15 protein-coding genes are annotated in these 16436 nt (G+C 35.7%); 11 read left to right on the forward strand and 4 right to left on the reverse strand.

Annotation, left to right across the window (positions count from 1 at the left end):
* Positions 1–114: 114 nt before the first annotated feature.
* The 7 genes from asnB (at position 115) to GQ590_RS05245 (ending at position 6926) form a co-directional block, all read left to right on the forward strand.
* Positions 115–1788: an asparagine synthase B gene (gene asnB, locus GQ590_RS05215; protein ID WP_160405739.1), complete on the forward strand. Its 1674-nt coding sequence runs from the start codon at positions 115–117 to the stop codon at positions 1786–1788.
* 333 nt (positions 1789–2121) lie between these two features.
* Positions 2122–3102 (forward strand): D-isomer specific 2-hydroxyacid dehydrogenase family protein, encoded by a 981-nt coding sequence (locus GQ590_RS05220; RefSeq protein WP_160405740.1) that lies wholly within the window; start codon positions 2122–2124, stop codon positions 3100–3102.
* 49 nt (positions 3103–3151) lie between these two features.
* Positions 3152–3979: a PTS sugar transporter subunit IIC gene (locus GQ590_RS05225; RefSeq protein ID WP_202112887.1), complete on the forward strand. Its 828-nt coding sequence runs from the start codon at positions 3152–3154 to the stop codon at positions 3977–3979.
* Between the two features lie 43 nt (positions 3980–4022).
* The gene (locus tag GQ590_RS05230) at positions 4023–4883 is read left to right on the forward strand and encodes a PTS system mannose/fructose/sorbose family transporter subunit IID (RefSeq protein ID WP_160405741.1); all 861 of its coding nucleotides are present in this window, start codon (positions 4023–4025) and stop codon (positions 4881–4883) included.
* A gap of 32 nt (positions 4884–4915) precedes the next feature.
* Positions 4916–5413, forward strand: coding sequence for a PTS sugar transporter subunit IIB (locus GQ590_RS05235; RefSeq protein WP_160405742.1), 498 nt, complete (start codon positions 4916–4918; stop codon positions 5411–5413).
* Between the two features lie 15 nt (positions 5414–5428).
* A complete protein-coding gene (locus GQ590_RS05240; protein WP_160405743.1) occupies positions 5429–5872 on the forward strand; it encodes a PTS sugar transporter subunit IIA in 444 nt (147 codons plus the stop codon).
* Between the two features lie 109 nt (positions 5873–5981).
* Positions 5982–6926, forward strand: a complete 945-nt coding sequence (locus tag GQ590_RS05245; protein ID WP_160405744.1) for a hypothetical protein — start codon at positions 5982–5984, stop codon at positions 6924–6926.
* Between the two features lie 70 nt (positions 6927–6996).
* On the opposite strand, the gene satP is transcribed toward GQ590_RS05245, so the two are convergent.
* A complete protein-coding gene (satP, locus tag GQ590_RS05250; RefSeq protein WP_160405745.1) occupies positions 6997–7575 on the reverse strand; it encodes an acetate uptake transporter in 579 nt (192 codons plus the stop codon).
* A 229-nt stretch (positions 7576–7804) separates the two neighbouring features.
* Here satP and dnaK point away from each other — a divergent pair, with 229 nt between their 5' ends.
* The 3 genes from dnaK (at position 7805) to GQ590_RS05265 (ending at position 11428) form a co-directional block, all read left to right on the forward strand.
* Entirely contained in the window at positions 7805–9724 is a 1920-nt protein-coding gene (gene dnaK, locus GQ590_RS05255; RefSeq protein WP_160405746.1) for a molecular chaperone DnaK, read from the forward strand.
* A 128-nt stretch (positions 9725–9852) separates the two neighbouring features.
* Positions 9853–10989, forward strand: coding sequence for a molecular chaperone DnaJ (gene dnaJ / locus GQ590_RS05260; RefSeq protein WP_160405747.1), 1137 nt, complete (start codon positions 9853–9855; stop codon positions 10987–10989).
* Positions 10990–11188: 199 nt separating this feature from the next.
* Complete coding sequence (locus tag GQ590_RS05265; RefSeq protein WP_160405748.1) at positions 11189–11428, forward strand: hypothetical protein; 240 nt, start codon at positions 11189–11191, stop codon at positions 11426–11428.
* Between the two features lie 87 nt (positions 11429–11515).
* Here the strand turns inward: GQ590_RS05265 and glnS are convergent, their stop codons facing one another.
* The 3 genes from glnS to GQ590_RS05280 all read right to left on the reverse strand — a co-directional run bounded on the left by glnS (position 11516) and on the right by GQ590_RS05280 (position 15538).
* Complete coding sequence (glnS, locus tag GQ590_RS05270; protein ID WP_160405749.1) at positions 11516–13192, reverse strand: glutamine--tRNA ligase; 1677 nt, start codon at positions 13190–13192, stop codon at positions 11516–11518.
* 277 nt (positions 13193–13469) lie between these two features.
* The gene (locus GQ590_RS05275; protein WP_160405750.1) at positions 13470–14813 is read right to left on the reverse strand and encodes an ATP-binding protein; all 1344 of its coding nucleotides are present in this window, start codon (positions 14811–14813) and stop codon (positions 13470–13472) included.
* Positions 14810–15538 (reverse strand): winged helix-turn-helix domain-containing protein, encoded by a 729-nt coding sequence (locus GQ590_RS05280; protein ID WP_160405751.1) that lies wholly within the window; start codon positions 15536–15538, stop codon positions 14810–14812. Before GQ590_RS05280 ends, GQ590_RS05275 begins: the two co-directional genes overlap by 4 nt.
* Positions 15539–15715: 177 nt before the next feature.
* Between GQ590_RS05280 and GQ590_RS05285 the strand changes: the two genes are divergently transcribed.
* The gene (locus GQ590_RS05285; protein WP_160405752.1) at positions 15716–16429 is read left to right on the forward strand and encodes an MtnX-like HAD-IB family phosphatase; all 714 of its coding nucleotides are present in this window, start codon (positions 15716–15718) and stop codon (positions 16427–16429) included.
* Positions 16430–16436 lie beyond the last annotated feature (7 nt).

The following is a 16436-nucleotide window of genomic DNA, read 5'->3' on the forward strand; positions in this document are numbered from 1 at the left end:
TTTGTTCATAATATTTTTTATATTGAATAAAAGTAAAAAATGTTATGAAATTTTTATCTAGTTAGTTTTTACTTGTAACTGTATCGCTTATGCGATTTGAAATGGAGAAAATCAATGTGTTCGATTTTAGGTATTCTTGATATTAAATCAGATCCAGAACAACTACGAACAAAAGCATTAGAACTATCATGCCTACAACGTCATCGTGGTCCTGATTGGTCTGGTATTTTTGCGTCAGATAAAGCTATTCTTGCTCATGAACGTTTATCAATTGTAGATGTTAATACAGGATCTCAGCCGCTTTATAATAAAGATAAAACATTAGTTTTAGCAGTAAATGGCGAAATTTATAATCATCAAGAACTCCGAAATCAGTACAAAGATCGTTATGAATTTCAAACAGGGTCTGACTGTGAAGTGATTCTTGCTTTATATCAAGAAAAAGGTATTAATTGCCTTGATGAATTACAAGGCATGTTTGCATTTATCCTTTATGATATCAACAAAGGCAGCTATTTTATTGGCCGTGACCATATTGGTATTATTCCAATGTATACAGGTCATGATGAAAACGGCACATTTTATGTTGCCTCTGAAATGAAAGCTTTAGTGCCTGTTTGTAAGACAATTGAAGCATTCCCTCCTGGGTGTTATCTATCTAGTACTGAAGGTGAAATCAAAACCTACTACAAACGTGACTGGATGGATTATGACAACGTTAAAGATAGCAAAACTGACATTAATGAGCTTCGCATTGCGTTAGAAGAATCAGTAAAAAGCCATTTAATGTCTGATGTGCCATATGGTGTATTATTATCAGGTGGGCTTGATTCTTCCGTCATTTCAGCAATCACTAAAAAATTCTCAGCGCGCCGTGTTGAAGATCATGAAAAATCAGAAGCATGGTGGCCACAGTTGCATTCATTTGCTGTCGGTTTAAAAGGTGCACCTGATCTTAAAGCTGCACAAGCAGTTGCCGATCATCTAGGCACAGTTCACCATGAAATTAACTTTACTATTCAAGAAGGTATTGATGCGATTCGTGATGTGATTTATTTTATTGAAACTTATGATGTCACCACAATCCGTGCATCAACACCAATGTATTTAATGGCGCGTAAGATTAAAGCAATGGGCATTAAAATGGTGCTTTCTGGTGAAGGTGCTGACGAAGTGTTTGGTGGTTACCTCTATTTCCACAAAGCGCCAAATGCTAAAGAGTTCCATGAAGAAACGGTACGCAAATTAGCAGCACTACATATGTATGATTGTGCGCGTGCAAATAAAGCGATGGCGGCTTGGGGTGTTGAGGCTCGAGTCCCATTCCTTGATAAAAAGTTCTTAGATGTCGCAATGCGCATTAATCCAAAAGATAAAATGTGTGGTAGCAATGGCAAAATGGAAAAACATATTGTCCGTGAAGCATTTGAGTCCTACTTACCTGCATCGGTTGTTTGGCGTCAAAAAGAGCAGTTTTCTGATGGTGTTGGTTATAGTTGGATTGATACATTAAAAGAAATTGCAGAAAGTAAAATTACTGATCAGCAATTAGAAAATGCAAAATTCCGCTTCCCATATAATACGCCAACTTCGAAAGAAGCTTATATGTATCGTGAAATTTTTAATGAACTATTTCCAATTGAAAGTGCGGCTCATTGTGTACCTGGTGGCCCAACAGTTGCATGTTCAACAGCTAAAGCGATTGAATGGGATGAATCATTCAAAAACTTAAATGATCCATCAGGCCGTGCGGCGGTGGGTGTTCATAACGACGCTTATAAAAAATAATTGATTGTATTTTTATAACTGATTAAAAAGGGCATAGTTGCCCTTTTTTATTGATTGAATTTACGTAATAATAGCCTTTCTGATTGCTAATCTCATATTCCAAATTTCCTCAATATTTATCTAAAACTTTCTAAGTTAAAAGAATTTGTTATTCATTAAATAAATGTCTATTTTCTAGAAAAAATGTGTTCAAAATGTGATCTAAATTCACTTTTTTCTAAATTTAATAAACTATACTAAATGTTACCAGTCACATAATAGCTGAATGGAAAATAAACGGTATTTATTTACTAATAAATATAATTGTAATGGTTTATTAACTAGGAGCATTGAGTGGAAAATTATAAAATTGCAGTAATCAACTCCAGTAGTTTTGGGAAATACTTTCCTGATCATTTACAGCGATTAGAAAAAATAGGTGAAGTAAAACATTTTACTTTTGATAATAATATTTCAGGAAAGGAACTAGCTGATGCATTGCAAGGATACAATATATTTATTGCAAGCGTTAGGCCATTTTTTAATAAAGAGTTTTTTGATAATAAAAAAGATCCTTTATTTTTACTTTCTCGCCATGGAATCGGGTTTAATAACGTTGACGTTATTGCTGCCAAAGAACACGGTACGATTGTTACTATAGTTCCTCCTTTAGTTGAACGAGATGCTGTCGCTGAAAATGCAGTAACCAATTTACTAGCATTAATCAGACAAACAGTTCAATCTCAAGCTGCAGTTAAGTCAAATGAGTGGAAGAAAAGAGCCTCTTTTTTAGGTATTAATGTTACGGGTAAAGTCGTTGGTGTTATTGGATGCGGTAATATTGGCAGTCGAGTAGCAGAAATATTTAAGCATGGTTTTAATGCTCGGCTACTCGTTGTTGATCCTAAAGTTAATAAACAATGGGCGAGTAAAAATAATATTGAAATTGTTGATTTAGATTATTTACTCCAAAATTCAGATATCATCTCTTTAAACGCATCATTAAATGAAACCAGTTACCATATTTTAAAAGAGCGCCAATTTTCTTTAATGAAGAAAGGCGTTTATATCACAAATACTGCTCGAGCTGAATTGATTGATGAAAGTGCATTATTAAAAGCACTTGATAGTGAAATTGTAGCTGGGCATGCAACAGACGTAATGTATGTCGAGCCATCATACAACGATAATCCTTTAGTTAAACATCCAAAAGTACTTGTTACACCACATACCTCAGCTTATGCAATTGAATGCTTACAAGGAATGGGAGAAAAATGTGTACAAGATGTAGAAAATTTTGTTAACAAATTAGAACTACAATCAATTGTTTCTTAATTATTTTTTTAATTTTTAAGTAATAATAAAAACATTAAGGAGTTTATATATGCAAGAAATGCATGTAACGTTTCTTCAAGCAGCCATCATTTCTGTATGGGTTGCGATGGTAATGTCTAGGGGACTAGGAGGTGCAACATTAACATTAAGATTTACCCCAATGATGACAGGTTTAATTGTTGGGATAGTTTTTAATGATATCACAAATGCCATGATAACAACTGCGGCAATACAATTAATTTATATGGGTGTATTTTCTCCTGGTGGTCAAATGCCATCAGAACCTTCTATTGCTACGGCAGTTGCTGTTCCAGTAGCATTACTCGGAAAAATGGAGCCCACTGCTGCTGTTGCGGTCGCTGTACCCGTTGGTTTATTAGGATCTTATTTGTATCAACTAAGGTTTTTCTTTAACACTATGATTATGAAATTAACAGAAAAATATGCGCAAGAAGCAAATAGTTCAAAATTAACATTTTCTATAATCATACTACCAATCATTTGTAGTTGTGCTCTATTTATACCATTTATGTTTGTCGCATTATATTTTGGAGCACCGATTATTGCCGATGTGATTAAATCAAATGCGGGCGGACTTGTTTTCCATATCCTTAATGTCATTGGTGGTGGGCTGGCAGCTGTTGGTATTGCATTAACCATTTATGTGATTGGTAAAAAGAGTTACATCATATTCTTTTTATTGGCTTATTTTTTAGCGGTAATTACAAAACCACTCAATATAACAATGGTAACTTACGCAATTGTTGGCGCTATTGTTGCATTTATTTTTGTCTTGGCAAAAAGTGAAGCGGTAAACGCTGCAGCAGACCAACCTAGAAATAATGCCAATAATAATGAAGATGATGATGATTATTAATCTATAGATATTCGATTAATAAATTAGATAGAGGAACTTTATAATGACAGAAATCGTACAAGAAAGTATTGATCTAAAGCCGGAAACAATCACTAAAAAGGATATCACTATTGCGTGGTTACGATGGTATTATGCCAATGAAATCCCACACTCATTTGATCGTTATCTTGCGGCATCTTTGATGTGGGGATTAATGCCAATCCTAAAAAAACTATATAAATCAAAAAGTGAACTGGCTGCGGCTTACCAAAGACATTTATTGTTCTTTAATACTCAAATAACTTGGGGTGGAGGAACGATTTCGGGGATTATGGCCTCACTTGAGTCAGTAAGAGCCGATGAAGTATATCAAAATAAACCAATCAGTATTGATGATGATGTACTTTATAATACTAAAGCTGGGTTAATGGGTGCATTAGCGGGTATTGGCGATGCGATTGACTCAGGCACAGTACAATATATTTTTATCGCAATTGCACTACCTTGGGCACAAGAAGGTTTAGCAATTGGGGCATTATTTCCTTTCTTTGCCTTTGTAATTTATCAACTTTTTGTTGGATATTATTTTGCTCAATTAGGATTTAAGTTAGGGAAAAACGCGGCAACAGAAGTTGTTGGTAATAAAATGCAGATGCTTATTGAAGGCTTATCTATTTTAGGTTTGTTTATGATGGGTATCTTAGCTGCCAGTTATATCAAAGTTTCATCAAGTTTAAAATTTACCTTATCAGGCAAAGAGTTCGTTATACAAGATACATTGGATAAAATTTTACCAGGAGTGTTACCACTTATTGTTGTAATGGGATTATATTTTTATTTCTCTAAAAAAGGTTTAAAAGTAACCAATGCATTAATTGGATTAACAATCCTACTTGGTGTTTTAGCTGCAATTGGCATTTTATAAAATAATTATATAAAAAATAGAGGTTTTAAATTATGGGAAAAGTTGTTTTAGCTCGAGTAGATAGTCGTCTTATTCATGGTCAAGTTGCAACTAATGTTTCAAAAGCAGCTGGGGCTAATGCCTTATTTGTGGTAGATGACTATTCAGCAAATGACGAGTTCACAAAAAATATCATTCTAGGCGCTGGTGCTAGCACTGGTCATAAAATTAGAGTATTAAAAGAAGATGGTGCAGTAAGATATTGGAATGATCGCAAGTACGATGATTTTAACGTTATTTTAATTACAAAGAACATTGAAGTAATGTATAAAATTATTAAAGCAGGAGTGCCAATAACAAACCTAAATATTGGTGGTTTACCGCTAGTTCCTGGGGCAACATCAATCATTAAAGAAGTATCGATTAACAAAGAGCAACTTGATCTATTGATCGATTTACAAAATAGTTACCCGGATATGGATATCTATTTTCAAGCAACACCTTCTTTGAAAAAAGTAACATTAAATGAAGCAATCAAAATGTTTGAATAATATAGGAAGGTAAAAATGATAGGTGTCTTATTAATTAGCCATGGCAAAATGGCATCAGGGATGAAAGATAGTGTAACAATGATAGTTGGAGAACAAGACAAATTTGAAACACTATCACTCAATCCAGGGCAAGATATTAATCAATTAAAAACGGATCTATTTAATTGTTCAAAATCTTTAGATTCAGGCAAAGGAGTCTTAATTTTTGTCGATCTATATGGAGCCTCTCCTTACAATGCTTCAATGAAATGCGTGCCCAAATGGCGTGAATTGGGTATGGATGTTAAAGTTATTACCGGCATGAGCTTACCTATGGTAATTAATGCAGTATGTAATAGAGACTCATTATCAGTACAAGAATTAGCCAAAGAGTGTCTTGACGCCGGTCATGATAATATTCAAGATGCTATTGCTAATCTTACTCATTCCCATCAATCTCAGAATGAAGATGATTATTAATTAGTTTAATTTTGCTAATTGATAATATTATCAAGTGTATAGTGAATATGATTAATAAAGTTATATTCACTATATTGTTTAATTTTTATATCTAACTAGTTTATTAATAATGAAAATACTTAAAGATCTTGTGCTCCGATACTGTGTCATATTTGGTAAACGATTTTCTGCTAAACAAAAGATTGCTTTTTTAAGAGTGATATCTAAAGAACTAATTCAATTAGGCTATATGGTTGATGCTAAACTAGCCAAGTTGAAATTAGCAACAAGACGATATGAAAACTATTACAATGCTTATATTGGTGATTTAAATAAAGCTGAATTAATTATTTGCACTTATTACGATACTGGCGTTAATAACTTCAATATTCAAAAAAAATACGCATTTTCTCCACAATTTAGTAAATTAAGTTACTTTATCAGTATTGCGCCAATCATTATTTTATTCATTGCTTCATTGATACTAAATTATTTTGTTTTGATTCCTGATATCCGTACTCAAGGTTTTTTTAGTGTTTCAGGAGTTGGCTCAATTATTTCAACGGTTTTGTTATTTTTTTTCGTCTTTAAATTTAAAAGTGGCATTCCTAACCAAAAGAACTTTGTTTGTAATTCATCAAGCATTATTACCATCATAAATTTAATTAATAAACTTAATAAAAAAGAGAAGAAAAAAATAGCTTTTGTTTTATATGATGGTGGCAATAGCAACCAATATGGTTTAAAAATGTTGGAAAGCTATTCTAACCAAATGAAAGACAAAAAATTTATTTTTATCGATAGTATTGGCAATGGTAACGAGTTAATTTTTCTAAAACCGCAACAATCAAATCTACAACTAGAAGATATTACTTTTTACAGTGGCAAAATGGAAACACAAATACCCAATTACATCATGATCACATCGGGTGATATAGATGAAAATGGTAAAATTGTTATAAAAAATGCCCATAGTGCAAAAGATAACTACTTGTCCGATAAAGTGATAAACAAACATACTCAATCACTGCTTGAAATAAGTCGATCATTGATAAGTACCAATAATGATAAATAGTAGAGCTAACGTTATTGTGAAGATAAGAAATCACCCCAACCCAAATAATTAGGTAGGGGTGATACATCAATTAATGCGCAGCGCCTTTAGGTGCGCCAATTGGTAAAATAGTACGTCCGTATTGTTCATTAAGTACTTCTGCCATTGCAAGATAAATAGCACTTGCGCCACAAATAATACCTTCAAAACCAGCTACATGGATAATGCCATGGTTACCAGAAATATTACCAATAGCTAACAAAGCAAACAAAATAGTTAAACTAGCAAAGACGAATTGCAAAGCACGATTGCCTTTTAATGTACCAATAAACATAAAGCCAGTAAAAATACCCCATAAAGCAAGGAAAATACCAACAAAAGTTGCGTCAGATGGTGCTGTTGCTGGTGAGGTTGGTAAATACCAAATACCAACTAATGCAATCCAAAAGAAACCATAAGAGGTAAATGCAGTTGTTCCAAAAGTATTACCTTTTCTAAACTCTAAAATACCTGCAATCACTTGAGCAAGACCACCATAAAAAATACCCATTGATGCAATCGCCGTCATAACCGGGAAAAACCCTGCATTATGAATATTTAATAAAATTGTTGTCATACCAAATCCCATCAAACCAAGAGGGCCTGGATTTGCAAGTTTTGCTTGTTCCATAAAGATCCTATAAATTAATTTTGATAATGAAAAAGAGCGGCAATGATAAGTGTTGAAAAGGCTATAATCAAGATTTAAGAAAATTATTTTTTTATTCCCCTTGATATTAACAATAACGTTCCCATTTATGTGAAAACAAAAACATTTCTTGTGGAATTTAAGGGCTTGAAAATTAATATTTAAGACCTATATACAAGAAATAAAATACAGGTTTTGAGGAGAATAGACTATGGGTAAAATTATTGGTATTGATTTAGGTACAACAAATTCATGTGTTGCTGTAATGGACAACGGTCAAGCAAAAGTTTTAGAAAACGCAGAGGGTGACCGCACAACTCCTTCCATTATTGCTTACACACAAGATGGGGAAATCTTAGTTGGCCAACCAGCAAAACGTCAAGCAGTAACTAATCCACAAAATACATTATTTGCGATTAAACGTTTAATTGGACGTCGTTATGAAGACGCCGAAGTACAACGTGATGTTGGTATTATGCCGTATAAAATTGTAAAAGCAGACAACGGCGATGCATGGGTTGATATTAAAGGACAAAAAATTGCTCCACCACAAATTTCAGCTGAAGTTTTAAAGAAAATGAAAAAAACAGCAGAAGATTATCTTGGTGAAGCAGTAACTGAAGCGGTTATTACTGTTCCTGCTTACTTTAACGATGCACAACGTCAAGCAACAAAAGATGCTGGTCGTATTGCTGGTTTAGAAGTTAAACGTATCATCAACGAACCAACAGCTGCAGCACTTGCTTACGGTTTAGATAAAGATGTGGGTAACCGCACTATTGCTGTGTATGACCTTGGTGGTGGTACATTTGATATCTCTATTATCGAAATTGATGATGTTGATGGCGAAAAAACTTTTGAAGTACTTGCAACAAATGGTGATACTCACTTAGGTGGTGAAGACTTTGACTCACGCTTAATCAATTATTTGGTTGACGAATTTAAACGTGAACAAAACTTTGATTTGAAAAACGATCCACTTGCAATGCAACGCTTAAAAGAAGCGGCAGAAAAGGCAAAAATCGAATTATCATCAGCACAACAAACTGATATTAATTTACCTTATATTACTGCTGATGCTAGTGGTCCTAAACATCTAAATATTAAAGTGACTCGCGCTAAACTAGAAGCTTTAGTTGAAGACTTAGTAAAACGCTCAATGGATCCTGTTAAAACTGCATTACAAGATGCAGGGCTTTCGGTATCTGATATCAAAGATGTTATCTTAGTTGGTGGCCAAACTCGTATGCCAATGGTACAAAAAGCCGTTGCTGACTTCTTTGGTAAAGAGCCGCGTAAAGATGTAAACCCAGATGAAGCGGTTGCTGTTGGTGCTGCGGTTCAAGGTGGTGTACTTGGTGGTGATGTAAAAGATGTTTTATTACTTGATGTAACGCCATTATCATTAGGTATTGAAACCATGGGTGGTGTTATGACTGCCTTGATTGAGAAAAACACAACTATCCCAACAAAACATAGTCAAGTGTTCTCAACAGCGGAAGACAACCAATCAGCGGTAACGATCCACGTATTACAAGGTGAACGTAAACGTGCAAGTGATAACAAATCGCTAGGTCAATTTAACCTAGATGGCATTCAAGCGGCACCTCGTGGTATGCCACAAATTGAAGTAACTTTTGATATTGACGCCGATGGTATTTTACATGTATCAGCGAAAGACAAAAATACTGGCCGTGAACAAAATATCACTATTAAAGCTTCATCAGGTTTAAGTGAAGAAGAAATTCAAAAAATGGTTAATGATGCGGAAGCTAATGCCGATGCAGACCGTAAGTTTGAAGAGTTAGCTCAAACTCGTAACCAAGCAGATCACCTTGTTCACTCAACTCGTAAACAAGTGACTGAAGCGGGTGATCAGTTATCAGCTGATGATAAAAAAGCAATTGAAGATGCAGTAAGTGCTTTAGAAATTGCCGCTCGTGGTGAAGATAAAGCCGAAATTGAAGCAAAAATTAATGCCTTAATGGAAGCGTCTAAAAAATTGCTTGAATTAGCACAACAACAAGCTCAAGCAAGCCAAGGTGCGGGTCAATCTGCAGGTGGAAACACAAAAGCAGAAGATGACGTTGTTGATGCTGACTTCAAAGAAGTTGATGAAGATAAAAAATAATCATTAATTAGTATGTTTTTTAATGCGTTATTTCAACAAATTTTAAACATATAACACATTAAACGGGCACGAGGTCTCCTCAAGCCCGTTTAGTTGTTTATGAAAAGAGATAAAAATAAAGGTTAATTATGGCGAAGAAAGATTATTATGAAACATTAGGCGTCAGTAAAAGTGCCAGTGAAAGTGAGATAAAAAAAGCCTATAAGCGCCTAGCAATGAAATATCACCCTGACAAAAATCAGGACAATAAAGCCGAAGCCGAAGCAAAATTTAAAGAAGTCAAAGAAGCTTATGAAATCTTAACTGATCCACAAAAGAAAGCCGCTTATGATCAATATGGTCATGCCGCTTTTGAACAAGGTCATGGTGGCGCTGGTGCTGGCGGTTTTGGAGGTTTTGGCGGATTTGGTGGCGGTTCTGCCTTTGATGATATATTCAGTGACTTCTTTGGCGGTGGTCGTGGTGGTCGACAAACCTCCTCTCGAGGTGCAGATCTACAATACAATATCACACTAACACTTGAAGAAGCGGCAGCAGGTGTTGAAAAAGAACTCAAGGTCCCAACTTGGGTAACGTGTAATACTTGCCATGGTCAAGGTACACAAAAGGCTTCTGATGTTGTAACTTGTAACACTTGCCATGGCTCTGGTGCTGTTCAAATGCGACAAGGTTTTTTTGCAGTACAGCAAGAATGCCCAACGTGTCATGGTCGCGGTAAAGTAGTTAAAAATCCATGTAAAAAATGTCACGGTGAAGGCCGAATACAAAAAACAAAAACATTATCGGTTACAATTCCTGCCGGTGTTGATACTGGTAACCGTATTCGACTTTCTGGTGAAGGTGAAGCCGGCTTAAATGGTGCTCCATCTGGTGATTTATATGTACAAGTGCAAGTGAAACCGCATGCTATTTTTGAGCGAGATGGTACAAACTTACATTGCGAAATCCCAATTAACATTGTATTGGCATCGCTTGGCGGTGAAGTGGAAGTACCAACCTTAAACGGTAAAGTTAGCTTGACCATTCCAGCAGAAACCCAAACAGGTAAAATGTTCCGTTTAAGAGGAAAAGGTATTAAATCCGTACGAAATAGTGCCGTTGGGGATCTTTATTGCCATGTTGTGGTTGAAACGCCTGTGAACTTAACCAGTAAACAAAAAGAGTTACTCAAAGAGCTAGGCGAAAGTTTTAAAGCCGATAAAAATGCTAAACACAGTCCCAAAGAAAAAAGCTTTTTTGACAAAGTGAAAAAGTTTTTTGGTTAATTTAATATAGCTATAATGCGGTTGAACAGCAAAATAAATTGTTCAACTGCATACAAGCTAAACATTAAAACTTTCTTGTTAGTCAAATCCTATAAATAAATTTGTGTATTAGCATTTCAAGGTGACTATTGATTCAGCCATCATCCATTTTTCAGAAATTTTTTGTATTACTAAATCTAAATAGCGTGTTATTTAGTGATTGGACAAGCACAAAACCATTCCTATTATTGGTGTTGCTAAAAAGCCGTTTTCAGGCAATAGCGAGTATTTGATCGAAGTTCTTCGTGGTCAAAGTAAGCACCCACTATATGTTACCTCGATAGGCATGCCGCTAATAAATACAGCCAATAGCGTACAATCAATGTCAGGCAAACACCGAATATCTGATGTGCTGAGCTATTTAGAACAACAAACAAAATTGTTTAAACACGAAGAATAATTTATTGAATTAGATTGAAGTAATGTAAATGAGGCGGCAACTACAATCATTCGCCGACCCAATAAGTCGGCGAATGGTTGAGTTAAATTATGCTTCGCTCCAGCTATCTCTTAAACCAACGGTTCGGTTAAACACTAGCTTATCGTCGGTTGCATATTTGCTATCTAAACAGAAGTAGCCTTCACGTTCAAATTGATAAGCCATTCCAACCTTGGCATTTTGTAAGCTTGCTTCAACAAAACCTTGTTTAATGATTAAAGATGTTGGATTGATGGTTGCTAAGAAGTCCTCAGCAGCGCCTGGATTTGGTGTGTTAAATAGGCGATCATATAAGCGAATTTCAGCAGATTTTGCAAACTTAGCCGAAACCCAATGAATCACGCCTTTCACTTTACGTCCGTCTTCTGGGTTTTTATTTAATGTAGCCGGATCGTAGCTACAATAGATTGTTTGGATGTTACCTTCGGCGTCTTTTTCAACACGATCAGCACGAATTACATAGGCATTACGCAAACGCACTTCTTTACCAAGTACTAGGCGCTTGTAGTTTTTGTTGGCTTCTTCCCTAAAATCGGCTCGGTCTATATAGATTTCACGGGTGAAGGTCGCTTCACGCGTGCCTAATTCTGGACGATTTGGGTGATTTGGCATGCTAAGTATTTCATCAATATTGTCTGAAAAGTTTTCAATCACAACCTTAACAGGATCGAGCACCGCCATTGCGCGAGGTGCGTTTTCGTTCAAGTCTTCACGAATGCAAAACTCAAGCGTGCTCATTTCAACGGTATTTTCTTGCTTGGTAACACCAATTCGGCGACAAAATTCACGGATCGACGCTGGTGTGTAGCCACGGCGACGCAGCCCAGATATAGTTGGCATGCGTGGATCATCCCAACCATCGACAATTTTTTCTGATACTAATAGATTTAATTTACGTTTAGAGGTAATGGCATACTCTAAATTTAATCTTGAAAATTCATATTGATGTGGGCGTGCTTCGATAGTGATATTATCTAATACCCAATCATATAAACGACGGTTGTCTTGGAATTCAAGCGTACAGAGTGAATGTGTGATGTTTTCGATCGCATCAGAAATGCAATGCGTAAAGTCATACATTGGGTAAATGCACCATTTGTTACCTGTTTGGTGGTGCTCAGCAAACTTAATACGGTATATCACAGGATCACGCATAACGATAAATGGTGATGCCATGTCAATTTTAGCTCTTAGGCAGGCTTTTCCTTCAGCAAATTTACCCGCTTTCATTTGCTCAAACAGTGCTAAGTTTTCGTCAATAGGACGATCACGATAAGGGCTGTTTTTACCTGGTTGAGTTAATGTGCCCCGATATTCGCGAATTTCATCAGCAGATAGCTCGTCAACATAGGCAAGTCCTTTTTTGATAAGCTCAATGGCATATTCATATAATCGGTCAAAATAATCAGACGAATAGCAAATGTCACCATCCCATTCAAATCCTAACCAACGAACATCTTGTTTGATCGATTCAACATATTCAACATCTTCTTTAGCTGGATTGGTATCATCAAAACGTAAATTACATTTACCCTGATAGTCTTGTGCAATGCCAAAGTTTAAACAGATTGATTTAGCATGACCAATATGTAAATAGCCGTTTGGTTCTGGCGGAAAACGAGTATGCGTTGTTTTATATTTGCCAGCAGCAAGATCCGCATCAATAATTTGACGGATAAAGTTAGTTGGACGAGTTTCAGTCTCTGTCGGTAATGAACCGCTCATAAAAAAACCTCTGATGATATATTTATTAATAACAAATTAAGAATATTTTCTTGCCGTTACTTTTTGTGTTGGTGGATGAATATAACAAATTTTTGTTATTTCTGAAACGGAAAACAGGTATTTGTATCGACAAAATTAACTTTTGGTTAAACAATGTTGTTTTTTAACAAAATAACCAAGACCTAATCTAGGTAACTAAAAAACAAAAATAAAAACCAAATAAAATCAATCCCTTTCCTGACAACTTTTTGTCCACGTTTACAAATAAATACAGCGGTTATTCATCCCCTGATTTTAATGAAACCACAAATCTTGCTCCCCCTAATGGACTTGTAACAACAAACGCTTTGCCGTTATGAAATTCTGCCATTAATTTTACATAAGCTAAACCAAGCCCGTATCCGCCTGTTGAGCGGGTGCGACTGGTATCAAGTCTAGCAAAAGGCATGAAGATCTTTTCTCGTGCATCGAAGGGGATGCCTGCACCATCATCATCAATTTCAATAATAACACGATTTTCTTGTTTTCTGATGTTTAATACGGCTTTATGGGTGGCATATTTAAAGGCATTAAGCAGCAGATTTTTGACGATTGTTTCAGCTAAATTGGTGTCAATAGTTGCTTGAGCATTTTGGCTATTGCAAGTAAGTTCAAAGTCTTTGGGTTTAAATAATATTAACGATTGACAGATTCTTTCTCCCCACTGTTTTAGCGATATACGCGTTAAGTTGAGTTCAATATTACTTTGTTGCATTTTAAAGTAATTTAAACTGGCGTTGATTAATGTTTCAAGCTCGTTAATATCATCACCCATGCCTTTTTGTAACAATAAGCGTTCTTGTTCGTCGTTAGATTCTTCAAGCATGCTAAGTTCAAATCGCATTCTAGCCAGTGGCGTACGCAGTTCGTGTGCCATTGCGTGGGATATGGTTTGATTGGTGCTGACTAAGTGTTCAATGTGCATGCCCATGTTGTTTAGTACGTTGGCAAGCGGCTTAAACAACCAACCTTTAACATTTTCAGTCCGTGCTTTTAAATTACCTTGCCCTAGCTGTTCAGCTGTTTGTCTGATATTGACTAAATCTTTCCAGACAGCGCTAAAAGCCATATAAATTAAAATAAAAAAGATAATCGCGCTAAACAAAGCCCAGATAATTAAAAACACAGATAATGACATTGTATTGGATTTTAAAATATCTCGCATTACCATTGGACCTAGTTGCAACAAATGGCCGTCTTTTAGAGCAATATAGATGACTTCTTCATCACTATCATATGAAAATCCTAATTTTTCTAACTCTTTGTTCACAGTGTTGGGGAGTTTTTTGTTAGTCGGTAGAATGGTGATAGGATAGCCAAAATAGGGCTGTAATTCGTCAACAACACTTTGTAGAGGGCGATCTTTGTTTTCATCAATGCGCATACGAATCAAGTTGACCGTGCCACGTTGTGATTCTCGAAAGACAATATGATCATCGGGCATATCAGTTAATGATGAAGGTAACGAATCAAATACCAGTAATGCACCATAGGCAATAATGCATTGCAATGATAGTAAAATAACGAGGTAAAAGACAATTCGGCGATTAAAAAATAGCGGCTTAGCAAGTAATTGTCTCAATGGTTTTCCCCTTCTCGCATAAATAAATAGCCCTTGCCTCGAACGGTTTTGATTCGTGACGGATTATCGGGATCATCAAGTAATTTTCGGCGAAGTCTTGAGACTCGAGCATCAATGGAACGATCACTGCCATCAAAATCAATACCGCGAACTTGTGAAAATATATCATCTCGAGACAAAATACTTCCTGCATTACTGGCTAATAGCCAAAGCAGATCAAACTCGGCGGTGGTTAAATCAATCTCGTGTTCTTGCAATAGGACTTTGCGATTTTCGCCATCGATAGCTAATTGTTCGAAAATTAATGTTTTATTATTCTGAGGTATAACAAGTTCTTTTGTGTTTTCTTTGTCGGTTTCTATCTGTTTTCGACGTAATAGTGCTCGAATTCGGGCAAGCAGTAGTCTTGGTTCAACAGGCTTTGCCAAGTAGTCATCAGCGCCTAATTCAAGTCCTACGATTTCATCAATATTATCTTCGCTAGCCGTCATAATTAGGATATAGTTAGTAAACCATGAGCGAATATCTCGGCAGATGTCAAAACCCGATTTTTCAGGTAGCATGACATCTAATATGACTAAATCAGGATTTAGTTGTTGGATCTTTTCTTCAGCGCCAGCACCGCTATTATGCCACTCCACAAAATAGCCTTGTCGAATAAGATAAACTTGAATTAAGTTGGCTAACCGTTGATCATCCTCGATGATTAATATACGTTCACTCATTATCTGCTTTTAGTTACCACTACTTGTACTGAAGATACTTCATTATACAGACAATTTATTCTCCGTTACAAAATATATACAAAGAGCCTACAAAGTTTATTGCCACTCTATGAGAGAATTTGTGCCAATATCTATAATTAGACTATTTTTATATTAAAAATGAACACTTTTTCGTCGATGACAAATACGGTCTTTCACCCATCTTATACACAGCATCACTCACCAATTGTTTTGTGTGATTTCGATGGCACAATTAGCGTAAAAGATGTGACTGACACGTTACTTAGCCACTTTGGTCAAGATGGTTGTGATGAGCTTGAAGAATTATGGGTTAATGGCAAAATTGGCTCTCAAGAGTGTATGAGCAAACAAATTGCTTTAATGGACGCCTGCTTAGAGGAGCTTAATTGCGTTTTATCACAAATTGAGATTGATCCTGCTTTTAAAGCTTTTATTAATTACGCCGAACAAAATAGTATTCCCGTTCATGTGGTGAGTGATGGATTGGATTATGCCATTGAGTTTATTTTAAAGCGTCATGGTATTAAAAATTTACCTATTTTTGCCAATAAACTGATGCATAATAATGCGCGTAGTTGGCGTCTTGAATTCCCTTACACAAATAAAAGCTGTATTAAGCAAAGTGGTAACTGCAAATGTAACCATGTTAAAAAACAACAGCATTTTACGCAGATTCTTTATGTTGGCGATGGTACTTCAGACTATTGCGTATCACATAATGTTGATTTTGTTTTTGCCAAAGATAAGCTCGTTAATTATTGTGAAAAAAATAAAATAGTACACCGTAAAATCACTAGCTTTGCAGATGTAACTAACGCATTAAAACAGGCACAACAAAGGGTTATTCCTGTCATGATGGTAAAAGAATAAGGAATTT

Source organism: Gilliamella sp. Lep-s35, assembly GCF_009795845.1.
Classification (GTDB): domain Bacteria; phylum Pseudomonadota; class Gammaproteobacteria; order Enterobacterales; family Orbaceae; genus Gilliamella.